This window comes from Brevibacterium atlanticum (assembly GCF_011617245.1).
GTDB classification, from domain to species: Bacteria; Actinomycetota; Actinomycetes; order Actinomycetales; family Brevibacteriaceae; genus Brevibacterium; species Brevibacterium atlanticum.
This window is the reverse complement of record NZ_CP050152.1, coordinates 2,935,888-2,962,485: the sequence shown is the minus strand read 5'-3', so window position 1 is coordinate 2,962,485 and position 26,598 is coordinate 2,935,888. Positions and strand designations below refer to the sequence as shown.

The window sequence follows — 26,598 nt, the reverse complement described above, 5'->3', positions numbered from 1 at the left end:
CTGGACTGCTGACTCCGCGTCAGAACCGGGGGCGCCGTGCCTGGGCTGATCACGCCGTGTCAGGGCTGATTACGTCGTGTCAGCACTGGCCGATAATCTTGGACTCATGAGGATGAGAGCTCGGGCCACCGCGATCGCCGCACTCGCCGCTGTCGGCATCCTCACGCTCAGCGCCTGCTCCGTCACGGCCCCCGAAGCTCTCGAGGAGCCGAAGCTCGGCTGCTTCGTCTCCGCACCCGCCGGCTTCGACGATCATTCGGCCGGGGCCCTGACTCTCGAGGAGGCGGAACTGGCTCGCGGGGCCGGTGTCTTCTCCGGCACCTCGAGTCAGCGAGTATCGGGAGTCTCGGCCACCTCGGCGGCGCTGCAGCGGATGCACGATCAGGACTGCGCGCTGACCTCGGTGATCGGACCCGGCGGTGCCGATGCGCTCGGCAGCTTCGCCTCCGCCCACCCCGACGGTCTGTTCCTCGGCGTCTCCAGCGGTTCGCGTGATCTGCCGAAGAACGTGCTGAGCGTCGACTTCGACCTCGTACCGCCGGCATTCATCGCCGGCTACATCGCCGCCACCGCCAGCGAGACCGGGGAGGTCGGCGTCGTCGTCTCCCGCGGCTTCCCACAGTCGAAGAAGATCCTCACCGCCTTCGACGCCGGGGTCGACCTGTACAACAAGGAGAAGGACGAGGGTGCGCAGAAGGTGACGTCCCATCGCGGCGGCTCGGCGGTCGATCGCACGATCGATGACACCCGGGAGGCGGGGGAGGACTACTTCGGCGAGTCCTTCGACGATGACGTCGACGTGCTCGTGCCCTTCGGCTCGGCGGCCGCGATGGGAGCAATCACCTCGGCGGAGGAGGAGCGCACCGAGCTGCTCACGGACGCGGAGAAGTCCGAAGACGGGGCCGACGAACGGCCGAGCCTGCCGAAGATCGTCTGGTACGGAACTGCGGGAGGCTTCTCGAAGTCGATCGTCGCGACCGTCGAGCCCAACGTTCGGCGCGGCCTGCGCACGATGTTCCCCGACTGGCCGCAGAGCAAGAACCCCGACGAGGTGGCCCCGGCGTCGAAGGAGGCACCGGAGGAGATCGGCGGCTTCCGGGTCGGAGACCGACACTACCTGGGCACGCTCGACAACGGCGGGGTCCGGATCGTCGCCGAGGACGGATTCCTCTCCCGCGTCTCCGACGCCGGCCGCGGAATCACGGATCTGCGAGAGCGGATCAAGAGCGGGGAGATCGACCCGGAGGGGTGAGAGCGGTGCGGATCTCAGGCGAAGTGAGGTGTCATCGGATAAGCTGAGGCGGTGATGAATGTACCCGCTGGCGTCGCCTCCGACGACCCCATCCTGCAGCTGCCCAAAGTCTCCCTCCACGATCACCTCGACGGCGGTCTGCGCCCGTCGACGATGATCGAACTGGCCGATCGCATCGGCCATACCCTGCCGGCCGCCGACGCCGAGTCGCTGGGGAAGTGGTTCTCCGAATCCGCGAACTCCGGTGACCTCGTCCGCTACCTCGAGACGTTCACCCACACCGTTGCGCTCATGCAGGACCGTGAGGGTCTGCACCGGGTCGCCAAGGAATGGGTCCTCGACCAGGTCGCCGACGGCGTGTTCTACGCCGAGGCCCGATGGGCCCCAGAACAGCACCTCGAAGGCGGACTCGAACTCGACGAGGTCGTCGATGCTGTGCAGGGAGGCCTCGAAGCAGGTGTCTCCGAGGCGGCCGCCGACGGTAAGTTCATCCGCGTCGGTCAGCTCATCACCGCACTGCGTCAAGCGGAGAACTCGCTGGCGATCGCCGAGCTGGCCATCCGCCACCGTGAGAAGGGCTCGGAATCCGGTGTCGTCGGCTTCGACATCGCCGGACCGGAGAAGGGCTTCCCGCCGTCGGCGCACCTGTCGGCGTTCAACGCCCTGCACCAGGCGTACGTGCCGGTGACGGTCCACGCCGGAGAAGCCGCGGGAAAGGAGTCCATCCATGAGGCCGTGACCATCTGCCACGCGCAGCGCTTGGGTCACGGTGCCCGCATCGTCGAGGACATGGACATCGTCGAAGGGGAGGGCCAGCTCGGCAGCCTCGCCGCGTGGGTCCTCGATCAGCAGATCCCGCTCGAGCTGTGCCCGAGTTCGAACCTGCAGACCGACATCGGCGGAACCATCGCCACCCACCCGATCACCGGACTGAAGGACCTCGGCTTCGCCGTCACCATCAACCCGGACAACCGGCTGATGTCTGGCACCTCGGTGAGCCGTGAGATGCGACTGCTCGTCGACGAGGCCGGCTGGACGCAGACGGATCTCGAATGGGCCACCGTCAATGCGGTGACCGCTGCCTTCCTGCCCCTGGACGTGCGCGAGCGCATGCTTGATGAGATCCTCATCCCGGGATTCGCTCGGGTGACCATTTGAGTCCACGCAACGACGGAACCGCTGCGACCGGCGGCCCCCAGGAGCCGGGCGGTTCCTCGGGTCCCGGTGGCCACGGTGTCCCCACTCCACGGGCGATGCTGCTGGTCGTCGTGGTGCTCTGCCTCCAGGCACTGGCCCTCGCCGGTGCGGCTGTGTCGTTCCTCATCGCGGCCATCGGGGCGGGACAGTACGCGGTCCCGCTCACCGGCCTGGCCGTGATGTTCCTCATCTTCGCCGCCGGAATCGCGGCAGCGGCCCGCGGAGCCTGGCGCCTGCATCGGTGGGCCCGGCCGGCGTCGATCGCCTTCGAGCTGCTCGTCATCGTGTTCGGATTCTCCGTCATCGGCGGAACCCTGTGGCTGGGGCTGGCGTGCCTCGTCTCCGCCATCGCCGTGATCCTGGGTTTCTTCCTGCCGGCGACCGTCGACGCCTACAACCGCGCGCTGGCTGACTAGTCTGTCTCACCGAGGCAGGGCTGGAGGAGACCATTTCTGCACGCTCGCGGCCTGAGCCGCGATGATCCTCCCGGGAACTGCTGAGAAGACGGCGTCGCGGAGGCCGGCGAACAGTGGATTCTCGAGCTGGAAGATGCGCCCAATCAGCCGGGACTTCCTCGCGATTGTTTGCGTCCGCGGCCGGCGCAGCGCATCAAAACGCCGCAGGGCCGCAGTGAGTTCCGGGTCCATGTCGGATTCTGGGTCCGTGCCGGGTGCGTGGCCCGTGTCGTGTTTCGCACCCTCGCCGAGGTCGGACGACGGTTCGTGCGTGAGTTCAGCAGCGCTTCCAGCGCCGCGGTGTGCGAGCAGCGGGGTGAGCAGGGCGGTGAGTGTCGCTGCGTCCTCGAGTGCCTGCCCTCCGCCTTGGCCGAGGTTCGGAGTCATCGCATGCGCCGCATCACCGAGGAGCACGACCCGGCCGACGTAATAGGACCGCAGCGGGCGGCTGAGGTCGCAGATCGGGGTACGGCGGACCGCCTCGGCGTTGGTGGCGTCGATGAGCTCGGCGATGGGGGAGTGCCAGCCGGAGAACAGATCCCTGACCGTGGCCTTTTCATCGGGGAAGGCAGCGTCCTCGGGCATGTTCGCCACCGCAAACCAGTAGACCCGGCCGTCGGCCAGCGGGGCGATGCCGAACCGACGCCCGCGGCCGACTGATTCCCCGGCTTCACCCTTCAGATCCACCGGCGCCGAGGTGATGCCGCGCCAAGCGGAGTATCCCGAGTACCGCGGTGCCACCGCTTCCCCGGCGACGCTGGAACGGATGCAACTACGGAATCCGTCGGCACCGACGATGAGGTCGAAGCGGCTGTCGGCACCTGTGGCGAGGCTCAGCGTTCCGTCGGCCAGCGCCGAGGCCGCCTCGGCGCTCGTGCGCACGGTTCCGGGCTCCAGTGCATCGAGGAGGATCCGGTGGAGATCGGCACGATCGACGATGCGCAGGGCACCGACCGAGTCGTCGGGAACACGGGCGATCCACCTCCCATCGGAGTGCCGCTGACCTGCGGTCAAGCCTTCCACGCTGACGTCGGTGACGGCGGCGAACTCGTCGTGCAGCCCTAAGGCATCGAGGGCGGCCAGACCGTTGGCGAAGATCGACAATCCCGAACCACCGGCCCTGACCTCGTGCGCGCGTTCGAACACGGTCACCTCGGCGCCGGCTCTCTGCAGCCCTACGGCCGCCGAAAGACCGCCGATTCCCGCACCCACGATCGCGATTCTCATGACTGCATCATCCCATGGCCCCTGCCCGCCGCTTAAGTGGTCGAAACGGTCGGTTTCCGCTGCCTTGGGTGGGCGAAATGGTCGGGTGTCCGCGCGGTCGAGGCGACCATTTCGCCCACCTAGCGAACCGTTCCCGGGTCGCGCAGAGTCATAGGCCCGCTGCGGTGGGCCGTCAGGCTACTGGAGGTAGTCGCCGCAGGCCTCGGTGAGGTAGTCACCGGCAACGCCGCCCTCTTCACCGAGGCTGATCGCCGTCATCTGAATGCCCCACCACACGCGCGGTGAGCCGCCCCACTGCTGACGGAACTCTTCGCGGCGATCGGGATCATCGGCGAGGTCGTCGGCGGCGAGGCCGATCCGGTCCTGTGCATCCTCGGCGGTGCAGCGCTTCTCATCGTCAGGGCCCTTCGGGTCGAGCTCCGCGATGTCCTCATCGTCGACGGTCTTGAGCGTGTACGCGGAGTTGCCGATCTCGTCGACATCGAAGGTGCCGTGGATGAGCAGGAACGGCGAGAGATCATCGTCGACGTTCTCTGCATCGACGGTGACGCTGACGCTGTCAGGGCTGTCGGCGGTCACGGTCATCTCCCCGGAGTCGGGCACCTCAGGATTTCCGGTATGGACGTAGACCTTGAGGTAGGCGGGGGTCTTCTTCTCGGCCGCCTCGGCGAGTCCCTGCCACAGCGGGTCGGTGTCCTTCTTCCCGCCCGGGGAGGAGTCGACGACGGTGACTTTCGGAGCATCCTTGGGGGTCTCGATCGGAGTGACCTCCTCCTTGCTCACCGAAGGGCGCTCCTGGGGGCGGGTCTCCTCGGGCGTCGACACGCAGGCCGTCGTCGTGGCCAACAGAACAGCGGCGGACAGAAGGGCAAGTGGGCGAAGTCGCATGGTTCCTCGAGGTGTCATCCGGGGCCAAGTGGTGTCGCGTCCAGCCTAATGTGCGGGCACGCTCGAGCCCGGGCGGACGCGCGGCGAAGCGGCGAAAGCGCCGAGCGCCGACTCATCCCTGTCGTGCGTCGGCGATGAGTTCGCGCAGACCCTGCCTCTGCTGGCCGTCTGAGTCGAAGTTCGCGTCATCGAGCCAGGTCAGGTAGGCCATGCGCAGCGCCGGCCACTCGGAGTCGATGATGGAGAACCACGCGGTGTCGCGATTGTGGCCCTTGACGATGAGATGCTGGCGGAACAGGCCCTCGAAGGTGAAGCCGAAGCGTTCGGCCGCCCGCTTCGACGGCGCATTCGCGTCATCGCACTTCCACTCGAAACGGCGGTAGCCGTGGGTGAACGCGAAGTCGGCGCAGAGGAAGAGAGCCTCGGTGGCCGCTCGGGTCCGCGACAGGGCCGGGCCCCACAGAACGTGTCCGACCTCGATGACGCCATTGGCGGTATCGATGCGCATGAGTGCCTGTCGGCCCACGGCAACACCGGTGGATCGGTCGACGACGGCGAAGAAGAGGGGATCGGGACTGTCAGCCGCCTCGGCGATCCAGGAATCGAACTCCGCACGATCGGTCTGTGGGGTCTGCGGCAGGTAGCGGAACCGTTCCTCGATGCCCTCGGGCGTGGAGACCGCAGCGAAGAGCGCATCACCGTGCGCGGCGGGATCGAGGGGTTCGAGGTCGACGGTGCGACCGTGGATCGTCTCGCGCCGAGGCGGCTGTGCCCCTGCGTAGTGCGTGAGGTCATCGGTCATGGCTGGCTCCTCGTCGTCGGGGTCGGGTGGGCACGGAAGTGCCTCACTCCTCGTCGCTGTCGAAACCTGTGGAGAGTTCGCGCAGCAGGGAGGCGAGCTTGCGGCTGCCGGCGGGGGTGAGCCCGCTGAGGATGGCGCGCTCTTTGAGCAGCAGATCCGCCAGGGCCGAGTCGACGGTGGCGCGACCGCTGTCCGTGAGTTGGACGAGCACACCGCGACGGTCCCCCGGGTCCGGTCGGCGTTCGACCCAGCCGCGAGCGACGAGGCGGTCGATGCGGTTGGTCATGGTGCCGCTGGTGACCAGGGTCTCCTGCAACAGGGTCGAGGGAGAGAGCTGATAGGGCTCGCCGGAGCGGCGCAGTGCGGAGAGGACGTCGAAGGCCCACCCCTCGATGCCGTAGTCGGAGAAGCTGGCCTTCCGCGCCAGGTCGAGCTGGCGAGCCAGGCGCGAGACGCGGGAGAGGATCTCCATCGGTGAGACGTCGAGATCCGGACGTTCGTGTCGCCAGGCTGCGACTATTCGATCCACTTCGTCCATGAACCGATTTTACGTCCATATCAAGAATCTTGCCCACAAAGATACTTTTTGACGAGATATTGCTTACTCTCGAGGGTCCATCTAACCTGCGGGTTTGGAAGGACGGGTGCGTTTGGGAATATGGTTGTCCTTGGTTGTTGCATCCGTCAACGAACCTGCAAGGGCAAACCGCCCGGCAGCGAGAGCGAAGGAATACACGTGGATCTTTTCGAGTATCAAGCACGTGACCTGTTCGAGAAGCACGGAGTGCCCGTGCTCAAGGCCCAGGTCGCGACGACACCAGAAGCAGCGAAGAAGGCAGCGGAAGATCTGGGCGGCGGCGTGGTCGTCGTCAAGTCGCAGGTCAAGATCGGCGGCCGCGGCAAGGCCGGCGGTGTCAAGGTCGCGAAGAACCCCGACGAGGCCGAAGCCCGCGCCAAGGACATCCTGGGACTCGACATCAAGGGCCACATCACCGAAAAGGTGATGATCGCCGAGGGTGCCGACATCGCAGAGGAGTACTACTTCTCCGTCCTCCTCGACCGCTCCAACCGCACCTACCTGGCCATGTGCTCCAAGGAAGGCGGAATGGAGATCGAGCAGCTCGCCGTGGAACGCCCGGAAGCGCTCGCCAAGATCCCCGTCTCGGCCATCGACGGCATCAACGCCGAGAAGGCCGCCGAGATCGCCGAGGCTGCCGGCTTCGATGCCGACACCGCCGCGAAGATCGCCCCCGTGCTGACCAGCCTGTGGACCGTCTTCGAGTCCGAAGACGCCACCCTGGTCGAGGTCAACCCGCTGGTCAAGACCGGTGCCGGTGACATCATCGCCCTCGACGGCAAGGTCTCCCTGGACGATAACGCCGACTTCCGCCACAAGGAGCACGAAGAGCTGCGCGACATCAGCGCGGAGAACCCGCTCGAGCTCAAGGCGAAGAAGCTCGACCTCAACTACGTCAAGCTCGACGGCGAGGTCGGCATCATCGGCAACGGCGCGGGTCTGGTCATGTCGACCCTCGACGTCGTCGCCTACGCCGGCGAGAACCACAACGGGGTCAAGCCTGCGAACTTCCTCGACATCGGAGGCGGCGCCTCGGCCGAGGTCATGGCCAACGGACTCGACGTCATCCTCGGCGATGACCAGGTGAAATCCGTCTTCGTCAACGTCTTCGGCGGAATCACTGCCTGTGACGCAGTGGCCGACGGCATCGTCAAGGCCCTCGAGATCCTCGGCGACCAGGCCACCAAGCCGCTCGTCGTCCGCCTCGACGGCAACAACGTCGACGAAGGTCGCGCCATCCTCAAGAATGCCGCGCACCCGCTCGTCACTCTCACTGACACGATGGACGGTGGAGCCGACAAGGCCGCCGAACTGGCTGCTGCCAAGTAAGGAAAGGTCTCTACAACAATGTCTATCTTCCTGAATTCCGATTCGAAGATCATCGTCCAGGGCATCACCGGTGGAGAGGGCTCGAAGCACACCGCCCGCATGCTCGCCGCCGGATCGAACGTCGTCGGCGGTGTCAACGCCCGCAAGGCCGGCACCACCGTGAAGCACAACGACAAGGACGGCAACGAGATCGAGCTGCCCGTCTTCGGTTCCGTCGCCGAGGCGATGGAAGCCACCGGTGCCGACGTGTCCGTGGCCTTCGTGCCCCCGGCCTTCTCCAAGGACGCCGCGATCGAGGCCATCGACGCCAAGATCGGACTGCTCGTCATCATCACCGAGGGCATCCCGGTGCAGGACTCGGCCGAGGTCTGGGCCCGTGCGCAGGCGGCTGGCAACGCCACCCGCATCATCGGACCCAACTGCCCGGGCATCATCACCCCCGGCGAGTCGCTCGCGGGAATCATCCCGGCCAACATCACGAAGAAGGGCAAGCTGGGCCTCGTCTCCAAGTCCGGCACCCTGACCTACCAGATGATGTACGAGCTGCGTGACCTCGGCTTCTCGACCGCCATCGGCATCGGCGGAGACCCGGTCATCGGCACCACCCACATCGATGCGCTCGAGGCGTTCGAAGCCGACCCGGAGACCGAAGCCATCGTCATGATCGGCGAGATCGGCGGCGACGCCGAGGAACGTGCCGCGGCCTTCATCAAGGAGAACGTGTCGAAGCCGGTCGTCGGCTACGTCGCAGGCTTCACCGCTCCCGAAGGCAAGACCATGGGCCACGCCGGCGCCATCGTCTCCGGCTCGTCGGGAACCGCTCAGGCCAAGAAGGAAGCGCTCGAGGCCGCAGGCGTCAAGGTCGGCAAGACCCCGACCGAGACCGCCGAGCTCATGCGCGGACTCCTCGCCTGAGTCGAGTGCTCTCGAAACGGGTGAGCACCTGACCGGCACACACTGCCGAATCGGCAGGCAGCACGCACACAACTGTCCCCTTGAAGTGCACACGCAGTGAATCTATGCGCTGCGTCTGCACATCAAGGGGACAGTCGTCGTTTGGATGGGTCTGTGCGCGCCCGACTCCGGGGGGCATCCACCACCGTTCGCGTCATGACCTCCCGCTGCACCGGTGGTGTGTGCCGTGAACTGTAGTGCATGCGGCTGACGGTGGTGTGTGCCGCGACCGGTGTCGGATGCTCAGGAGGGGATAGTCTGAGGGGGTGAACGCCCAGACACCTGATCAGACAGCGCAGTCCCAGAATCCTGCGGACACACACTCCAACACCGGCACTGCCGCCCCGCCGGTCGACACCCGCCCGGACGCGCACCCGCGCAACTTCGGGTCCGACAACTGGGCCGGGGTCCACCCCGAGGTGCTCGCCGCCATCGCCGAGGCCAACGTCGGCCACACCCCCGGCTACGGCGGGGACCCCTGGACGGCCCGCTTCCACGACATCATGGCCCACCACTTCGGACCGGCCGCCCAGGCGTTCCCCGTCTTCAATGGAACCGGGGCCAATGTCCTGGCCCTGCAGTCGGCCCTGCCGCGGTGGGCGGCGGTGATCACGGCCGCCTCGGCGCATATCAACTACGACGAAACCGGTGCGCCGGAGAAGGTCGGTGGGCTCAAGATCGTCGGCGCCGCCACCGACGACGGCAAGCTCACCCCCGAGAGCGTCGAATCAGCGATCATCGGCCGCGGTCACGAGCACAACGCGCAGCCGCTGGCCGTGAGCATCTCTGAGTCCACCGAATGGGGCACGACCTACACCCCCGACGAGATCGCCGCCATCGCGGCCGCCGCCCACGAGAACGACATGATCGTCCACGTCGACGGCTCCCGCCTCGGCAACGCGGCCGCCCACCTCGGCGTCGGGCTCGGCGACATCACGACCGCGGTCGGCGTCGACATCATCAGCCTCGGCGGGACGAAGAACGGTCTGCTCGGCGCCGAGGCGGTCGTCGTCCTCAACCCTGACATCGGCCACGGCATGCGCTTCCTGCGCAAGATGAACCTGCAGCTGGCCTCGAAGATGCGCTTCCTCTCCGCGCAGCTGAACGCGCTGTACGAAGGCGACCTGTGGCGGAATTCCGCCACCCGGTCCAATGAGATGGCGAAATACCTCGCCGACAGCCTCGCCGAGGTAGCTGCCAGCGGGCGTGTCCCCGGGCTCGAGATCGTGCAGAAGGTCCAGTCGAACGTCGTCTTCGTCCACATGCCCGCCGAGGTGGCCACCCGCGCCCGGCAGACGTTCGCCTTCGCCGACTGGCCCTTGGAGAAGGACATCGTCCGTCTCATGTGCGCCTTCGACACGACCAGAGAGGACGTCGACGCCCTCGTGGCCGCGATCGCCGGAGACTGATCCTGCCGCGGCGAAACGTCCGACCTGCCGAGACAACGCCGGAGCGCCGAGACCACTGTGTGTGCACAGGTGTCTCGGCGCTGCACCGTTGTCTCGAGGAGCTGCCGGCCAGCCACCCCGCTGACTCAGTCGCCCTTGACGTTGACGAGCTGACGCAGCGTGTGGCGGATCTCGACGAGCTCGGCCGCGTCCTCCATCACCTGGTCGATGGGCTTGTAGGCCTGCGGGATCTCATCGATGAACGCGTCGGTGTCGCGGTACTCGATGCCGGCCATCGCCTCACGCAGCTGATCGCGGGTGAAGGTCTTCCGCGCCTGCGTGCGGGAGTACTGGCGCCCGGCCCCATGCGGTGAGGAGTTCAGCGCCACCGGGTTGCCCCGACCTTCGACCACGTAGGACGCCGTGCCCATGGACCCGGGGATGAGTCCGAGCCGGCCGGACTCGGCCTCGATGGCACCCTTGCGGGAGACCCACACCTTCTTGTTGAAGTGGGTCTCGGCCTGGGTGAAGTTGTGGTGGCAATTGATCCGCGCCTCCTCGACCACGGGCTCGCCCATGGTCTCGGCGACCTGCCTGGCCACACGGTCCATCATCTCCTCCCGGTTGAGCAGGGCGAAGTGCTGCGCCCATTTCAGCTGCCGGATGTAGGCAGTGAATTCCGGGGTGCCCTCGACGAGGTACGCGAGATCCGGGTCCGGCAGTTCGATCCACCACTGCTTACACAGTCGGGATGCGACCTTGATGTGGTGCGTGGCGATCTTGTTGCCGATGCCTCGGGACCCGGAGTGGAGGAACATCCACACCCGATCCTCCTCGTCGACGGAGACCTCGATGAAGTGGTTCCCGGATCCCAGGGAACCGAGCTGGTGGCACCAGTGCCCGGCGTGCTCGCCCGGGTCGAAGCCGGACTTCTCGGCCAGCTCTTCGAGCTCGGTGATGCGCGGGGCGGCGGTGGCCACGATCTTCTTGTTGTAGGCACCCGCCGAGGTCGGCACCGCCCGCTCGATCGCCTCTCGCAGGCCCGTGAGGTCGCGTGCCTCGAGCTGGGAGCCGGTGAACTGGGTGCGCACCGCGATCATGCCGCAGCCGATGTCGACACCGACGGCGGCGGGAATGATCGCGCCCAGGGTGGGGATGACCGAACCGACGGTCGCGCCCTTGCCCAGGTGCGCATCCGGCATGAGCGCCAGATGGGGGTAGATGAACGGCATCCGCGCCGTTGTGTGCGCCTGCTCCAGGGTCTTCTCATCGAGCAGAGATGCCCAGGAGATCAGCCGTCTGCTGAGTTTTTCCATGATCCTTTCCTTGGTGTGTTGTGCGGGTCCGGGCCCATAATTCTGGGGACCCATGGGTCCGTGACCCACTGGCCCGGGACCCGCATCGCACCGATCGGAAAGCCATGCAGAAATGAGAAATGCCCCGGACCGTGAACGGTGCGGGGCGATGAGATGCGCTGTCTCAGCGCTCGCGCAACCGAAGGGTCGACTGATGAAGGGATGCGAATTGCTTCGATCCCTTGAGTTCGCGCGAGTTCGCGACAACGTTCATCATCGGATTCCTTCGGATTCGTCGACCGCGCCGAGGTGGTGCGGCCCATGCGTCGAAACGACGCACGTCCTGCGCCGAGGCGGCGCAGACGTTCGACCATACACGAACCGTCCGGTTCGTGCCCTACTTCTTCTTCCGGCGGTCGACCTTGACGGAGACGACGGGGACGTCGGAGTCGAGGATGATGCGCTGAGCCGTCGAGCCCATGATGAGCTTGCCGACGGGGGAGCGGCGACGGGATCCGATGACGATCATGCGAGTGTCGGTGGTCGCCTCGGCCAGTGCCAGGAGCTCTTCGACGGGGTCGTTGCCGCGGAGGAACTGGAGGATCTCGTGAGAGACCTCCGAGGACTGCAGCGTCGCCTTGAGTTCGTCGATGTCCTTGTTCGTAGCCACACCGCGTTCGTCGGGAGTCTCGCCGATTCCGGCATTGAGGACGACGAGGACGTCGTCGAATGCGCGGGCCTGCTCGATGCCGAATTCGACGGCTGCTTTGCCTTCGGGCGAGGGGGAATAACCGACGAGGATTGTCATGATCTCTCCTGGTGCGACATTGGACGAAGCTCCCTCAATTTGTAGCACATCCGCCCTGCTCGAACGGGCGGTGTTCCACCTCTGAAGGTGTGCTGATCCAGCTCCGAGAGGAGATTCTGCTCACACGCAGACCGAGGGTGAGCGTTCGATTACTGAACAACTCGTCGGAGTTGCCTGGGAAGCAGTAGAGTGACCTGGGGCCGTTGTGCCTCTCCTCACGTATCAGAAAGTTGTATCAGTGACAGAATCGAATGAGTACCCCGGCAGCGCGGCCGCAGGCGGCGCGAATGCCGGCAAGGGTCAGAAGAAATCGGAATGGCAGACGGTCAAGGCCATCATGGCCGCATCGTCGGGCAACCTCGTCGAATGGTTCGACTTCTACATCTACGCCTTCTTCAGCGTCTACTTCGCTGAACAGTTCTTCGTCGAAGGCAACCCGGCGCTCTCGCTCATGCAGTCCGCCGGAGTCTTCTTCGTCGGCTTCCTCATGCGCCCGATCGGCGGGTACGTCTTCGGCCGCGCCGCCGACCGGCTGGGCCGCAAGAACTCCATGCTCATCTCGATCCTGCTCATGTGCGCGGGATCCCTGTGCATGGCGATCCTGCCCACCAGTGCCACCGCCGGTTCGTGGGCGGCCATCCTGCTGCTCCTCGTGCGCATGATCCAGGGGCTCGCCGTCGGCGGCGAGTACGGCGCGACCGCGACCTACATGTCCGAGGTCGCGACCGAGGGCAAGCGCGGCTTCTACTCCTCGTTCCAGTACGTCACCCTCATCGGCGGCCAGCTGCTGGCCAGCCTGCTCGCCGTCATCATGACCCACACGCTGGGTACCGAGGACATCGAGGCCGGCTGGTGGCGTCTGCCGTTCGTCATCGGTGCCGCTGCCGCGATCGTCTCGCTGTGGCTGCGTCGCGGTCTTGAGGAGACCACCTCGACGGATACCCGCAAGAACGAGAACTCCGGAAGCTTCCGCGAGGTGCTGCGCCACCCGCGCGCGTTCTTCGTCGTCCTCGGCATCACGTGCGTGGGCTCGCTCGTCTTCTACGTCTTCACCACCTACATGCAGAAGTTCCTGCTGCTGCAGAACGAAGGCACCCCCGGCGAGGAGATCTTCAACAAGGGTTCGATCGCCGACCTGATGACGGTCTGCCTGATCATCTTCGTCGTCATGCAGCCCATCGCCGGAGCGATCTCGGACAAGATCGGTCGCAAGAACAACATGCTCATCTTCGTCATCGGCATGATCGCCCTGCCGATCCCTCTGCTGAGCATGATCGGCAAAGCGCAGTCCATCGTGACCGCCGGCATCCTCATCATCGTCGCCATGGCGTTCATCAGCATGTACACGTCGATCTCCGGCATCGTCAAGGCCGAGATGTTCCCGGCCCACATCCGCGGCATCGGCGTCGGATTCACCTACGCGATCGGCAACTCGCTCTTCGGCGGCTCTGCCGAATACGTCGCCCTGTGGTTCCGCAACGCCGGCATCGGCGGCTGGTTCGCCGTCTACGTCGTCATCATCGCGCTCGTCAGCTTCGTGGCCGTGCTGTTCATGCACGACAACCGGAAGCACTCGACGATCGACAATGCCGATTCCTCGGCGTACAGGCGCATCGGCAGCTGAAACCCTCGCCGAGGCGGCCGACCCCGGTCGTCCCGACGGGCCCTGCGTAAGCGCCCCCTTCCAGTGTCGCGTCCATTCGTGCCCCGGAGCCTCGGCTCCGGGGCGCGAATGTGTTCCAGGGGCACCGTGCCGTTCCCATCCCTTGCGTCTCGAGATCGCCGCGCCCGTTCCGCATCGGTGTCTGTCCTCTCCACCAGCGTCTGTGGGCATTCCACCCGGCAGACCTGCACACGCAACGATGTTGGAATAGTTGGAAAAATGTTGGAATGTGATTGACTGCAAACGAATGCCGCCCTAAGATCGATCAAACCAACAGATAGCCAAATGGCTGTCGAAGGAGACGCAGGGTGGCCCGACAGGGGAGTCGGATCAGTCACCGGGAAGAAGGGGCCGGACATGTTCGCTGAGGAACGGCAACGCCGCATCGCTGAGATGGTCAGCGACGCCGGACGTGTCAACGTCACCGACCTGGCCGCCGACTTCGACATCACGACCGAGACCGTTCGCCGCGACCTCGCCGCGCTCGAGAAGGCCGGCATCCTGCAGCGTGTCCACGGAGGCGCCGTACCCAGGCGCGCCGACAGCGTGGACGAACCGACGTTCGATGATCGGGAGATCCACCTCCTCGAGGAGAAGACAGCGATCGCGGAGTCGGCGCTCGGTCTGCTGCGAGAGACGATGAGCATCTCCCTCGACGGCGGAACCACCTGTGCTGCGTTCGCCCGGGCGATCGCGCACGAGGCGAACGAGCGCAAGAACGCCGGGCAGACTCCGCGCCGGCTGCGCATCATCACCAACTCCCTGTCCGCCATCGACCATCTGGCCAACGCCCCGGGCACCGAGATCTTCGTCCTGCCCGGACGCTTCCGTCCGGTGACCCGAGCGATGGTCGGCCCGCAGACGATCGCAGCCATCGACGAGCACCGAGTCGATCTCGCCGTCCTCGGCACCAACGGGCTGAGCGAAGACGGACTGTCGACTCCCGATCACGACGAGGCGGCGACGAAGTCGGCGTATGTGCGTTCGGGCCGCAGGGTCGCCGTGCTCGCCGACTCCGCGAAGTTCGGTGCGATCTCGCTGGTCCGGTTCGCCGGTCTCGACCGCGTCGACCACCTCATCACCGACACCGTGCCGCAGTCGCCGATGTCCGCCCACCTGGAGAACGCAGAAATCGAGGTCCTGACTCCATGATCCTCACCCTGACAGCCAATCCGAGCCTCGACAGGACCATCGAGCTCGCCGGTCCGGTGCTGCGCGGGCAGGTGCAGCGGGCCGTCTGGGCCGGCCAGCAGCCCGGCGGCAAGGGCGTCAATGTCTCACGAGCCGTCGCCTCGGCGGGCCGTTCCACCCGGGCGGTCCTGCCCGGCGATGCCGGAGATCCCGTGCTCAGCGGCCTCGACGCGATCGGACTGGCCCATGACTCGGTGCCCACCGGTGCTCCCATCCGCTCGAACATCACCGTGACGGAGCCGGACGGCACGACCACGAAGATCAACGAACCCGGCTCGTGCCTGAGCCCGGAGACGCAGACCGAACTGCTCGACCTCGTAGCCGCACTTGCCACAGACGCCGACTGGGTGGTCCTGGCCGGATCGCTGCCTCCCGGCGTCGACGATGACTTCTATGCCCGGGCCATCGCCGTCATCCGAACACTGCCGCAGCCGCCGTCGATCGCTGTGGACACCTCCGGGGCACCATTGGCGGCAGCGCTCAAGCAGTCACCGGACCTCATCAAGCCCAATGCCGAAGAACTCGCCGAACTTCTCGGCGCCGCCGGCCTGCTGGGTGAAACCGGAGCGGACGACGTCGGCCTGCACGATTCGCGTCTGGCCGACTCCGCGCGGAGTGATGCCGAAGCGGTCGAGGGAACATTCGGCCATCCCGACCGCGGAACCGCCACACAACTGGCAACCGGTGAACTCCATGCGATCGCCGCCCGACTCGAGGCGTCCCCGGAACTCACTGCCCAGGCCACTCGGGCCCTGCTCGACTCTGCCGCACCTGGGCCGCGGTCGATCCTGGCCACCCTCGGCGCCGGGGGAGCGGTGCTTGCTGCACGCGATGCCGCCTGGCACGCCGTGCACCCGCCGATGGAGGTCGTGAGCACCGTGGGTGCGGGCGATTCCACCTTGGCCGGCTATCTGCTCGGGCGCACCGAGGGTGAGGAACCGCAGATCGCACTGGCCAGGGCTGTCGCCTACGGAACAGCAGCCGCGACCCTGCGCGGCACCGGCGTGCCGACACCCGATCTCATCGACCTCGGCACCGTGACCGTCACACCGCTGAGCAACACGACACCCACCCCGACCACCGACCAACCGAAGCAGCACGCGGGGACAGCCCCCGAAGCCGAGGAGGCATGATGGCATCGCTCATCACAACTGAACTGGTGACCCTCGACGCAGATCAGGGGACGGAGTCGTCCTCAGTCATCCGCGCCCTGGCCGCCGCCGTCGCCGAACAGGGACGGGCAACCTCCGCCGACGATCTGGCCGCAGCGGCCATCGCCCGCGAGGAGAAGACCCCGACCGGTGTGCCCGGCGGCATCGCCATCCCGCACGCCCGCACCGAGGCCGTCACCGAGTCCAGCTTGGCGATGGCCCGGCTCGATCCGCCGGTCGACTTCGGTGCCAAGGACGGCCCCGCCGACCTCGTGTTCATGATCGCCGCCCCCGACGGCGCCGGCAAGGAGCACCTCGCGCTGCTGTCGAAGCTCGCCCGTTCGCTGGTGAAGAAGGACTTCGTCGCCTCCCTGCGTGCCGCCGAGGATCCGCAGGAGGTCGTCGACCTCGTCGAAACCGCACTCGGCCTGCGCGAATCGACAGAAGCGCAGACCCCCACCGAGGCGGCCTCCACCGAAGCTCCCACCGCTCCGTCGGCCACCCCGGCCGGAGCCGAGGCAGCCCCCACCGAATCCACGGCCGAGCGCCGCCGCGTCGTCGCCGTGACCGCGTGCCCGACCGGCATCGCCCACACCTACTTGGCCGCCGACGCCCTCGTCGCCGCCGGAGCCGAACTCGGCATCGACGTCGTCGCCGAAACCCAGGGCTCGTCCGGCACCACCCCGATCGACCCGGCCGTCATCGCCGCGGCCGACGCCGTCGTCTTCGCCGTCGACGTCGACGTCCGCGACAAGTTCCGCTTCGCCGGCAAACCCTACGTCCAGGTCCCGGTCAAGGCCGGGATCGACGATCCGCAGGGACTCATCAACAAAGCCCTCGCCGAGGCGGCCGACCCCGAAGGGCGCCGCCTGACGTCGACACATGCGAACGATGAGGACACCGACGGAACCCAGAACGGCGGTCGCGAGAGCGTGGGCGCCCAACTCAAACGCGTGCTGCTCACCGGCGTGAGCTACATGATCCCGTTCGTCGCCGCCGGCGGTCTGCTCATGGCTCTGGGCTTCCTCCTCGGCGGATTCGACATCCCCGACTACGCGGAGGACATCGTCCTCGGCAACTCCCTGTGGCACCTGCCGACCGAATACGGCGACCTCGCCCTCGGACCGGTCGGCGCCTATCTCGGCGCCGTGGCCTTTCAGATCGGCAACCTGTCGATGAGCTTCCTCGTCGCGGCGCTCGCTGGCTACATCGCCTTCGGCATCGCCGACCGCCCGGGCATCGCCCCCGGGTTCACCGTCGGGGCCGTCGCCGTGCTCATGGGAGCCGGCTTCATCGGCGGTATCATCGGCGGGCTGATCGCCGGCTACATCGCTCTGTGGATCGGTTCTTTCAACGCACCGAGGTGGCTGCGCGGACTCATGCCCGTCGTCATCATCCCGCTCGTGGCCTCCCTCATATCGTCGGGGCTGATGTTCATGGTCCTCGGCGGACCGATCAGCGCCCTGACCAAGGGACTCGACGCATGGCTGAGCTCGATGACCGGGGCGGCGGCGATCCTCCTCGGGCTCATCCTCGGTGTCATGATGGCTGTCGACCTCGGCGGACCTGTCAACAAGGTCGCCTACTCGTTCGCGGTGGCAGGGCTGTCCGCGGGCTCCGTTGAGAACCCCGTGCCGTGGGAGATCATGGCCACCGTCATGGCCGCGGGCATGGTTCCGCCCCTGGCCATGGCTCTGGCGACCGCGGTGCGACCGCGCATCTTCTCGCAGGCCGAACGGGAGAACGGCAAGGCCGCGTGGCTGCTCGGCGCCGCATTCATCTCCGAGGGTGCGATTCCCTTCGCCGCCTCCGACCCGCTGCGCGTGATCCCCGCTTCCGTGGTCGGCGCCGGCGTGACCGGCGGGATGACCATGGCACTGTCGGTGACGAGCCAGGCCCCGCACGGCGGTGTGTTCGTCTTCTTCGCCATCGACAGCTTCCTCTACTTCGTCCTCTCCATCGTCGTCGGCACCCTCATCAGCGCCGCCATCGTGCTCGCGCTGAAGATCGTCGTCCGCAAGGGCGGATCCGCCGGAGCCGGAAGCGCGCAGGGCCAAGCGTCGGAGCCGAGCTCCGCTGAGACTTCCGCAACCACCGCAGACACGAACGCAACCCGTTCAAGCACCGAGGCGGCCGCGCTGTGACCGCGCGGACGGAAGGAGGAGCGGCCATGCGCGCAGAGTACTCAGGCATCGGCGTAGTCCCGGGCCGTGTCATCGCCCCGGCATGGATCATGCCCCCACCGGTGGCCGCACCGCAGAAGCAGCCGGCCCCGCAGGACCCCGAAGCCGAAGCGGAGCGGATCCGCGAAGCCTCGGCGGCGGTGCACGCACAGCTGCGCGAACGCGCCGAGACCGTCACCGGCGATGCCCGCGATGTCCTCAAGGCCACGGCGCTCATGGCCAAGGACCCGACGCTCATCAAAACCGCGATCAAACGCCTGACCAGCACCGACGCCGAGACCGCGATCTGGGAGGTCGCCGCCGAGACCGCTGCCCAGCTGGAGAAGCTCGGCGGCTACATGGCCGAACGCGCCGCCGACGTCCTCGATGTCCGAGCCCGCATCGTCGCGCAGCTGCGCGGAGTCCCGGCTCCGGGCATCCCGCACGCGGACGCGCCCTTCGTGCTCATCGCCACTGACCTCGCCCCGGCCGACACCGCCACCCTGGACCCGGAGTCCGTCGTCGCCCTCGTGTGCGCCGAAGGCGGACCACAGAGCCACACGGCGGTCCTCGCCAGGTCGCTCGGCATTCCAGCTGTGGTCGCGGCCACCGGAGTCCTCGACGTCACCGACGAGGCCGACGTCTTCGTCGACGGTGCGGGCGGAACCATCCGCACGGCACCCGGCGCGGCCGAGGCCGAACTCGTCACCGCATGGCAGGACACCGTCGGTCGGCTGCAGACCTACTCCGGTCCCTGCCTGCTCAAGGACGGCTCCCGGATCCCGCTGCGAGCCAACGTCGGTGACGGCACCCAGGCGCGGGAGGCAGCCGCGGCCGGTGCCGAAGGCGTGGGTCTGCTGCGTACGGAGTTCTGCTTCCTCGACCGGGACACCGAACCGAGCGTGGCCGAGCAGACGCGGGCCTATGCCGAGGTGTTCGCGGCCTTCGACGATCACAAGGTCGTCGTGCGCACCCTCGATGCCGGTGCCGACAAGCCGCTGCCCTTCCTCACCGACACCGATGAACCCAACCCGGCACTCGGCGTCCGTGGGTTCCGCACCAGCCGCAAGGCCGTCGGTGTGCTGGAACGTCAGCTCGAAGCCATCGCCGCTGCGGCGCGTCAGTCCTCGATCGACGTCCATGTCATGGCTCCGATGATCGCCACTGCTGAGGAGGCCGCACAGTTCGCCGGACTCGTCGCCGCGGCCGGCCTGCCCGTCGCCGGGGTCATGGTCGAGGTCCCATCGGCGGCGCTGCAGGCCGGGCCGATTCTCGATCAGGTCGAGTTCGCCTCGATCGGCACCAATGACCTCACCCAGTACGTCATGGCCTCCGACCGGATGCTCGGCGGACTCGCCGAACTCAGCGACCCCTGGCAGCCCGCGGTCCTCCAGCTCATCAGGATGACCGCGGCGCAGGGGATCTCGGCGGAGAAGTCCGTCGGCGTCTGCGGCGAGGCCGCAGCGGATCCGGCCTTGGCCGTCGTGCTCGTCGGACTCGGCGTGAGCAGCCTGTCCATGGCACCTCGGGCCCTTCCCGCCGTGGCGGAGGTGCTGCGCAGCGTCACACTCGAACAGGCGCAGCGGATCGCCGAGGCGGCACGAACTGCGACCAGCGCCGCCGGAGCCAAGGCGGCGGCCAGGGAGCAGCTGCCGGTGCTCGAGGACCTCGGGCTCTGAACGCACAACCTGAAGACACGTCATCGGTCCACCGGGCCGAAGAGCAGAAGGAACCGCGACCGGCGGCAAGGAGCCGGCGCAGACAGGAAGGACGCCGTCATGGCAGAGATCACCGCAACCGTCGGAAGCACCGTGGGACTCCACGCACGCCCGGCCGCACTGCTGGCCGAGGCCGCAGCCGACTACGACTTCGAAATCACGATCGCTCTCGAGGGTGAACCCGCCGACGAGGCCATGGACGCCTCGAGCGTGCTCTCACTCATGGGACTCGGTGCGGAATACGGCCAGACGGTCGTGCTGCGCTCCGAGGCAGAGGGCGCCGATGAAGCACTGGCCGCACTCAAGGACCTCATCGAAACCGATCACGACGCCGAAGGCTGAGGCGGGCGAGGGCGCGGCCACCTGCAGGAACGGATTAGACTGACCGAATGTCCGCCTCCCTGCTGCCCGCCGATTCTGCCGCCGCCCAACGCAGCCGGGACCTGCTGGCGGAGTTTCCGCACTTCGACGACGCTCCCGGTCTGCCGCAGGCACGCATGCTGCTCGAGTACGTCATCGGTCGCCGGTCCGGTGAGCTCGACGTGTCCGGTCGTGACGCGGCCGGGGCATTCATCGCCGCCGAGGAGGTCGCGGAACTTCCCCACGACATCGTCGTCATCGACGACGCCCGTGGCATGCAGGCCGCACTGCTCAGCCGCCTCGCCGAGGTGGCCGTCCATCATGATCGCCTCGATGAGTCCCGTACAGCGGCCGAGGTCGCCGATGACGCACAGATCCCCCGGCCCGAGGAGATCCCCACACTCGACGAGCTGGGAAACGCCCGCACCGCCTCCGGGGGTGACGTGAAGAACGGCTCAGCGCGTGCCACGGGATCAGCCGCCTCGGCGGGGGAGCAGGACCGGGAGACCTGGGCGGTCATCAACGCTCCGAAGGCGGTGGGCGCCTTGGCCGAATCCGTGGCCGCACTGCAGCCGCACGTGTCGACGATCATCGTCATCGGACGCAGCGACGCGATGAGCCGGGCGGTGAACAAGGAACTCTCGCGCGGCTTCGGCCGGGTCGACGTCTCGCCCGGGGTGGGCAAACATCGGATGATCATCGGCAGCCGACCGCTGTCCTCGCCGAGCCTGCCGAGCTTCCCGAAACACGGCGTCATCGGGCACCCGCAGATCGGAGACCTCGAGGTCAGAGCCCATGGCGCATGCTTCTCCGGGGTCAAGAGCGACGAAGGGTCGACTCTGCTCGTCGATGCTCTGCTGGATACGCTGCCTGGGGCGCGCGCCACAGCCGATCCGACGACCTCGCCCACCTCACATTCCTCACCCGGACAGTCGGATAACCGGACCTCGAAGTCCGTCCTCGACCTCGGCTGCGGCAATGGGTGGCTGCTGAGTGCGGCGATGCGTGCCACGGGAGCGTCACGCGGAGTCGGGGTGGATGTGTCGAAGGCCGCGGTCGCCTCGGCGCGGGCCACGACGGAGGCGAACGAAATCGATGTCGACATCGTCCTCGGAGATGCCGCGAACCCCGACGATGATGCTGTCGCCGCTCTCGGCACCTTCGACCTCATCGTCCTCAATCCGCCGTTCCACCAGGGCACGACCATCGAAACCGACACAGCCGGGGCGCTCATGGCCACGGCCGCAGCGCATCTGGCGCCCGGCGGCCACGTGCTCACGGTCTTCAACACGCATCTGCAATACCGTCAGCGTCTCGAGTCCCTCATCGGACCCAGCGAGCAGCTGGCCCGGAACAGCAAGTTCACGGTGATCGCCAGCCGAGGCTGAGGTGGAAGAGTCCCGGAGGCTCGCCGCGGTGGGCGGGACCAGGTCCGTCTGAGCTCACACGTGGTGTTTCCGGCGGTAGGTCCGCCAGGTGCTCACCTGATCCCAGATGACGATGATCCAGACCGCGATGACCGTGATCATCTGCTGGATGTCGGCGTCCGGGGTGCTCGTGAGCTCCGGGTGGAGGACCGGCTGGGTGAGCAGCGCGATGGTGAGGAAGACAGCCATGGCCACATCGACGATGCCGCCGATGAGCACCACAGTCGGCTTCGCCGAGGCGGTCGTGAACTTGATGATCTCGACGGCGGCGAAGAGGGCGAGGAAGGCCCAGTAGCCCAGCAGCCATCCGATCCCCAGATCCGGATTGATGAACGTCTCACCATTGTTGAGGTGGCCGACATAGAACAGCGAGGTCGGAAGGAACGGAATGATGGCCAAGGCCACGATGAAGACCAGCCCGAGCCCCGCCTCGGCGCGGATCTGCTTATCGTGGGAATCGCGACGATCGAGGTCATCGACCGTCCACGTGCCCGGCTGCCGTCTCCGCATCGCTTCGGCCGCGCCGCCGTCCATTCCGCGATCGCCGAGGCCGATGATGATCGTGATCGCGGCGAATGCGGTCAGTAGGGCGATGACCGTGTTGCCTGTCGTCTTGCCGATGATCTCCCCGATCTGGACCTCGGGGGAGAGGGTGATGGTGGTCACGACGTTCGTGAGCACCGCGAGCAGACCGACGACGGGCAGGACCCAGCGCAGAGCCCAGATGTAGAGCGGGTAGGAGCTGGGGCCGATGAGGTGCTGAGGGGAGTTCGAGTACTCTCGCGACAGGGCCACCGGATCGCCGAGCTCTTCGAGGACCTCGCGTTCGACGATGGCCGTGCGATCCGGGGTCGGATCCGGATCCTCACCGAGGCGGTCGTCGACCATGTCATCGATCGTGGCGGTGATCTCGGCGGCGATGTCCGGTCGGGTGTCTTCGGGGAGGTGGCGGGTGACGTTGTCGACGTAGATGTCGGTGAGGGCACTCATGGTGTGCCGTCCTTCCACAGGGTTGTGATGCTGGAGTTGAGTTCGAGCCATTGGGCGTGCAGCGCGCCGGCGACTTCAGCACCGCGCTCGGTGAGCGTGTAGTACTTACGAGGGCGGGTCTGCTCGGTGTTCCATTCGGCCGTGAGCAGGCCCTGCTTCTCGAGCCGTCGCAGCAGCGGGTAGAGGGTGTTGGCCTCGGTGGGAATGCCCGCTTCGGTGAGTGTAGTCAGCAACGAGTACCCGTACTGCGGACGCCTGCAGGCGACGAGGCTGGCGAAGACGACGCTGCCGCGCCGCAGCTCCTGTTCGTGTGTGGCAAGTGCTTTGTCAGTGTCTTCGTCCATGCGTGACACGATAGTGTGTGTCACACAGTATTACAAGAGTCGGGGTATGCGTTTGTGGCCCGGCGGTGCGGTTTTCTGCAGGTAGTCTTGTTGCATGGAGTCGCGATCCTATCGAAACCGGCAGGCATCCTCGCTGGAGTCGAGTGACAGCGGAGACGTCGGACGGAGGTTCATGTGGCTCAACGGTATGCACCGGCTGGATTCATCTTCGGACTTGCGGTTTCGGCGGGTCTGTTCATCCTCACGATTCCGGGCCTGTTCGGCGGTGCTTCGAGTGAGCATTCGTGGATAGACTGGGTGCCGTTCGGGACGGCTACGGCTTGCGGCGCAGGTGTGGTTCTCACTCGTCGACACTGCAGCAGATCGGGTGTGCTCACTCGCTCAGATCGAGCATCGGCGTCGGACGCCGGAACCCGCGGGTGACGAACGCGAGATAGGCGGTGCCGAGGACGAGCCAGACCAGGCCGATGAGCAGCGTCCGCGGTGACAGGCTCGTCCACAGCCACAGGGTGAGGCAGAAGCCGATTCCCGGCAGCACGATGAAGCTCAGAACTGCGCGCGCCCCGCGGCGCTTCTCATCGATGATGAAGTGTTTGATCACCGCGAGGTTGACTGCGGAGAACGCGATGAGTGCACCGAAGCTGACCATCTCGGAGATGAAGCTGAGGTCGACAGCCAAGGCGAACAGCGACACGACGCCGACGGAGAGAGTCGCGAGGATCGGGGTGTGGAAGCGCGGCGAGAGGCGTCCGAAGAAGCTCTTCGGCAGCACGCCGTCGCGGCCCATTGCGAAGAGGATGCGCGAGACCGAAGCCTGGGACGTCAGTGCCGAACCGCAGGCACCGGCGACGTAGGCGGCGGTGAAGAAGATCGTGAGGAACTCTCCTCCGGCCGCGCCCATGACGTCGAGTGCGCCGGAGTCGACGTCGGCGAATCGATTCGACGGGTAGACCAGCTGGGCGAGGAAGGAGAGCAGGATGTAGATGAGCCCACCGGTGAGAGTCGCGATGACGATGGCCCGCGGCACGGTGCGCTTGGCGTCCTTGGCCTCCTCGGACAGGGTCGAGACCGCATCGAAGCCGAGGAAGGACAGGCAGAGGATCGCAGCACCCGCCATGACGTTGCCGAAGCCCGGTGCGGTTCCGTCACCGGTGAAGGGCGCGGCGAGATCGACCGTGCCCGATCCCGACATCGACGCGATCCCGAGGGCGGCGAAGGTGAGGATGAAGATCGCCTGCGCCACGATGATGACGATGTTCGCCCTGGCCACCGAGACGATGCCGATGACGTTGAGGACCGTGACGAGGACGATCGCGGTGAGCGCGAACACCCACGCCGGGATCATCGGGAACGCTGCGGAGAGGTAGATGCCGATGACGAGGTAGTTGATCATCGGGAGGAACAGGTAATCAAGCAGCAGCGCCCACCCGGCGACGAAGCCGATCCCCGGTCCGAAGCTCTTCTGCGTGTAGGTGTAGGCCGAACCGGCGAAGGGCATCTCATGGGCCATCTTCGCGTACGACCGGGCAGTGAAGACCATTGCGGCCAGGGTGATGATGTACGCCAACGGCACACGACCGCCCGTGACCTGGGTGACGATTCCGTAGGTGGTGAAGATCGTCAGCGGCACCATGTAGACGAGTCCGAAGAAGACGAGCGAGGGCACACCGAGGGCCCGCTTGAGCTGGGCGCCGTCGGTCGGGGGAGTGCCGTGAGTGTCGGGAACCTGAGACATGGCGGTCCTTCCGGGTCAGTCGCCGGTGGCAGCGACGACGCCGCCGAGGTAGGTGGTGCGCACCGTCAGCATCGCCAGTTCACGAGGGTCGAGTCCGCGAGGATCGGCATCGAAGACGATGAGGTCCGCGCTCGCCCCGGGACGGATTACGCCCCACGGGGTGGGTGCAGTGTCGGCAAAGGCCTGGTAGGCCACGGCTGCGGAGTAGGCGTCGAGGGAGCGGTCGATGTCGAGGATCTCATGCGGGGTCCACCCGCCGGCGGGCTCGCCTTCGTCGGTCTCTCGGCTGATCGCGATCGCCAGACCCTCGACCGGGGTGCCCGAGGTGCATGGCCAGTCCGAGCCGAAGGCCAGACGTCCGCCGCCGTCGAGGAGGCTGCGCATCCGATACTGCTGCCGGGCCCGATCCTCGCCGAGGCGGGGCACCGTGAGAACGGTCATGAGGTCATCGAGCTGTGCCCACAGGGGCTGCATGTTCGCGATGACCCCGAGCTCGGCGAACCGGTCGAGATCGGCGGTGTCGACGAGTTGAGCGTGGGCGATGACCGGCCTGCGGTCCCGCGGCCCATTGTCGGTGATCGCGGACTCGATGGCATCGAGGGCCTGTCGCACGGCGGCATCGCCGATCGCGTGGATGTGGACCTGGAAACCGGCAGCGTCGACCGCGCTCACAGCTTCGGCCAGCGAATCTCCCTCCCACACCCGCAGTCCGTGGTCGTGGAGAGACGAACAGTAGGGTTCGAGGAGCGACCCGGTCTCGTTCTCGACGACACCATCGGCGAAGAACTTCACGGTGTGCGCGCTCAGCAGGGGATCGGCGAGGTCCTCGACCCGCCGCCTCGCCTCGATCATCTCGGGCAGCTGTGCCGAGAAGCGCCGCGGATCCGCGTAAAGCGCGAGGTTGGATCGGAGCTTCAGGCGACCCTGAGCCGATGCGGCGAGGTAGGTCTCGACATCGGCGGGTTCGACCCAAGCGTCCTGGACCCAGGTGACTCCTCGGCGCAGGTAGTAGTCGGCGGCGCGTTCGAGGGCGCGCAGCCGGATCGACTCGTCCAGAGGCGGGCGGACGGCGTCGACGAGGTCGACCGCGCCCCACTCGCGCAGAGTGCCCAGCGGCGATCCGTCCTCGCGGCGGGGGATCTCGCCGATGGCAGGATCCGGGGTCTGCGCGGTGATGCCCGCGAGTTCGAGGGCGCGGGAGTTGCACCACACCGTGTGGTAGTCCCACGCGCGCAGCACGACGGGGCGATCGGGAACGGCCTCGTCGAGCCAGCGGGCATCGAAGAGTCCACCGGCGACGAGGCTGCCGTCGTACGATGCGCCGGTGATCCATTCGAGCTCGGGATGCTCCTCGGCGCAGCGGGCCACCTCGGCGATGATCTCGGCAACACTCGAACACGAGCGCACCTGCGGTCCTTCGGCCTCGAGTCCGCCGAAGATCGGGTGGGCGTGACCGTCGCCGAAGGCGGGCATGAGGAAGCCGCCGTCGAGATCGACGACCTCGGGATCGACTGATTCTGCCGGGGAGCCCGACTCCACGGCCGCCTCGGCGAGCATCGCCTCGACGTTGGTCGAGCCGATTGCGACGATGACACCGTCATCGACGAGCAGGGAGTCGGCGGGTGCATTGGAGGCTCCCAGCCAGATGGTGCCGTTGCGGAAATGCGTCAAAGTCACGGTGGGTC

The 26,598-nt window shown here is 66.9% G+C and carries 23 protein-coding genes; 13 read left to right on the top strand and 10 right to left on the bottom strand.

Features of this window, described 5'->3' with window-relative positions; translation table 11 throughout:
* Positions 1-106: 106 nt before the first annotated feature.
* The 3 genes from GUY23_RS13250 to GUY23_RS13240 are packed head-to-tail and all read left to right on the top strand — an operon-like array spanning position 107 to position 2,865.
* Positions 107-1,252: a BMP family ABC transporter substrate-binding protein gene (locus GUY23_RS13250; RefSeq protein WP_228282320.1), complete on the top strand. Its 1,146-nt coding sequence runs from the start codon at positions 107-109 to the stop codon at positions 1,250-1,252.
* A gap of 54 nt (positions 1,253-1,306) precedes the next feature.
* Positions 1,307-2,410, top strand: coding sequence for an adenosine deaminase (locus GUY23_RS13245; protein WP_166973011.1), 1,104 nt, complete (start codon positions 1,307-1,309; stop codon positions 2,408-2,410).
* The gene (locus GUY23_RS13240) at positions 2,407-2,865 is read left to right on the top strand and encodes a hypothetical protein (protein WP_228282318.1); all 459 of its coding nucleotides are present in this window, start codon (positions 2,407-2,409) and stop codon (positions 2,863-2,865) included. Before GUY23_RS13245 ends, GUY23_RS13240 begins: the two co-directional genes overlap by 4 nt.
* Positions 2,866-2,871: 6 nt before the next feature.
* On the opposite strand, the gene GUY23_RS13235 is transcribed toward GUY23_RS13240, so the two are convergent.
* The 4 genes from GUY23_RS13235 to GUY23_RS13220 all read right to left on the bottom strand — a co-directional run bounded on the left by GUY23_RS13235 (position 2,872) and on the right by GUY23_RS13220 (position 6,359).
* Positions 2,872-4,131, bottom strand: a complete 1,260-nt coding sequence (locus GUY23_RS13235) for an FAD-dependent monooxygenase (protein ID WP_166973009.1) — start codon at positions 4,129-4,131, stop codon at positions 2,872-2,874.
* Positions 4,132-4,308: 177 nt separating this feature from the next.
* Positions 4,309-5,019 (bottom strand): hypothetical protein, encoded by a 711-nt coding sequence (locus tag GUY23_RS13230; protein WP_166973007.1) that lies wholly within the window; start codon positions 5,017-5,019, stop codon positions 4,309-4,311.
* Positions 5,020-5,131: 112 nt separating this feature from the next.
* The gene (locus tag GUY23_RS13225; RefSeq protein ID WP_166973005.1) at positions 5,132-5,821 is read right to left on the bottom strand and encodes a GNAT family N-acetyltransferase; all 690 of its coding nucleotides are present in this window, start codon (positions 5,819-5,821) and stop codon (positions 5,132-5,134) included.
* 43 nt (positions 5,822-5,864) lie between these two features.
* Positions 5,865-6,359, bottom strand: a complete 495-nt coding sequence (locus tag GUY23_RS13220; RefSeq protein WP_166973003.1) for a MarR family winged helix-turn-helix transcriptional regulator — start codon at positions 6,357-6,359, stop codon at positions 5,865-5,867.
* Positions 6,360-6,557: 198 nt separating this feature from the next.
* Here GUY23_RS13220 and sucC point away from each other — a divergent pair, with 198 nt between their 5' ends.
* The 3 genes from sucC to GUY23_RS13205 all read left to right on the top strand — a co-directional run bounded on the left by sucC (position 6,558) and on the right by GUY23_RS13205 (position 10,090).
* The gene (gene sucC / locus GUY23_RS13215) at positions 6,558-7,727 is read left to right on the top strand and encodes an ADP-forming succinate--CoA ligase subunit beta (RefSeq protein ID WP_166973001.1); all 1,170 of its coding nucleotides are present in this window, start codon (positions 6,558-6,560) and stop codon (positions 7,725-7,727) included.
* A gap of 18 nt (positions 7,728-7,745) precedes the next feature.
* Positions 7,746-8,642, top strand: a complete 897-nt coding sequence (gene sucD / locus GUY23_RS13210; protein ID WP_166972999.1) for a succinate--CoA ligase subunit alpha — start codon at positions 7,746-7,748, stop codon at positions 8,640-8,642.
* 305 nt (positions 8,643-8,947) lie between these two features.
* Positions 8,948-10,090, top strand: coding sequence for a threonine aldolase family protein (locus GUY23_RS13205; RefSeq protein WP_166972997.1), 1,143 nt, complete (start codon positions 8,948-8,950; stop codon positions 10,088-10,090).
* Between the two features lie 125 nt (positions 10,091-10,215).
* Here GUY23_RS13205 and GUY23_RS13200 read toward each other — a convergent pair whose 3' ends face one another.
* Both GUY23_RS13200 and GUY23_RS13195 read right to left on the bottom strand, forming a co-directional pair.
* A complete protein-coding gene (locus GUY23_RS13200) occupies positions 10,216-11,385 on the bottom strand; it encodes an RtcB family protein (RefSeq protein ID WP_166972995.1) in 1,170 nt (389 codons plus the stop codon).
* A gap of 376 nt (positions 11,386-11,761) precedes the next feature.
* Positions 11,762-12,172 carry a universal stress protein gene (locus GUY23_RS13195; RefSeq protein ID WP_166972993.1) on the bottom strand — a complete coding sequence of 137 codons (411 nt, stop codon included), beginning with the start codon at positions 12,170-12,172 and terminating at the stop codon, positions 11,762-11,764.
* 238 nt (positions 12,173-12,410) lie between these two features.
* Here GUY23_RS13195 and GUY23_RS13190 point away from each other — a divergent pair, with 238 nt between their 5' ends.
* From GUY23_RS13190 to GUY23_RS13160, 7 genes are all read left to right on the top strand, one after another.
* Positions 12,411-13,796, top strand: coding sequence for an MFS transporter (locus GUY23_RS13190; protein WP_228282317.1), 1,386 nt, complete (start codon positions 12,411-12,413; stop codon positions 13,794-13,796).
* A gap of 324 nt (positions 13,797-14,120) precedes the next feature.
* Positions 14,121-14,987 (top strand): DeoR/GlpR family DNA-binding transcription regulator, encoded by an 867-nt coding sequence (locus GUY23_RS13185; protein WP_208085359.1) that lies wholly within the window; start codon positions 14,121-14,123, stop codon positions 14,985-14,987.
* Positions 14,984-16,159: a 1-phosphofructokinase family hexose kinase gene (locus GUY23_RS13180; RefSeq protein WP_166972990.1), complete on the top strand. Its 1,176-nt coding sequence runs from the start codon at positions 14,984-14,986 to the stop codon at positions 16,157-16,159. Before GUY23_RS13185 ends, GUY23_RS13180 begins: the two co-directional genes overlap by 4 nt.
* Positions 16,159-18,321 (top strand): PTS fructose transporter subunit IIABC, encoded by a 2,163-nt coding sequence (locus GUY23_RS13175; protein ID WP_166976119.1) that lies wholly within the window; start codon positions 16,159-16,161, stop codon positions 18,319-18,321. The genes GUY23_RS13180 and GUY23_RS13175 overlap by 1 nt, the downstream gene beginning before the upstream one ends.
* Before the next feature lie 26 nt (positions 18,322-18,347).
* Complete coding sequence (gene ptsP / locus GUY23_RS13170) at positions 18,348-20,018, top strand: phosphoenolpyruvate--protein phosphotransferase (protein ID WP_166972988.1); 1,671 nt, start codon at positions 18,348-18,350, stop codon at positions 20,016-20,018.
* 99 nt (positions 20,019-20,117) lie between these two features.
* Positions 20,118-20,399 carry an HPr family phosphocarrier protein gene (locus GUY23_RS13165; protein WP_166972986.1) on the top strand — a complete coding sequence of 94 codons (282 nt, stop codon included), beginning with the start codon at positions 20,118-20,120 and terminating at the stop codon, positions 20,397-20,399.
* 47 nt (positions 20,400-20,446) lie between these two features.
* Positions 20,447-21,805 carry a class I SAM-dependent methyltransferase gene (locus GUY23_RS13160; protein ID WP_166972984.1) on the top strand — a complete coding sequence of 453 codons (1,359 nt, stop codon included), beginning with the start codon at positions 20,447-20,449 and terminating at the stop codon, positions 21,803-21,805.
* Positions 21,806-21,859: 54 nt separating this feature from the next.
* On the opposite strand, the gene GUY23_RS13155 is transcribed toward GUY23_RS13160, so the two are convergent.
* The 4 genes from GUY23_RS13155 to GUY23_RS13140 all read right to left on the bottom strand — a co-directional run bounded on the left by GUY23_RS13155 (position 21,860) and on the right by GUY23_RS13140 (position 26,590).
* The gene (locus tag GUY23_RS13155) at positions 21,860-22,834 is read right to left on the bottom strand and encodes an HAAS signaling domain-containing protein (protein WP_166972982.1); all 975 of its coding nucleotides are present in this window, start codon (positions 22,832-22,834) and stop codon (positions 21,860-21,862) included.
* A complete protein-coding gene (locus tag GUY23_RS13150) occupies positions 22,831-23,178 on the bottom strand; it encodes a PadR family transcriptional regulator (RefSeq protein WP_166972980.1) in 348 nt (115 codons plus the stop codon). Before GUY23_RS13150 ends, GUY23_RS13155 begins: the two co-directional genes overlap by 4 nt.
* Before the next feature lie 373 nt (positions 23,179-23,551).
* A complete protein-coding gene (locus GUY23_RS13145; protein ID WP_166972978.1) occupies positions 23,552-24,913 on the bottom strand; it encodes an APC family permease in 1,362 nt (453 codons plus the stop codon).
* 15 nt (positions 24,914-24,928) lie between these two features.
* On the bottom strand, positions 24,929-26,590 hold the full coding sequence (locus tag GUY23_RS13140; protein ID WP_166972976.1) for an amidohydrolase: 1,662 nt from the start codon (positions 26,588-26,590) through the stop codon (positions 24,929-24,931).
* Between the last annotated feature and the right edge of the window lie 8 nt (positions 26,591-26,598).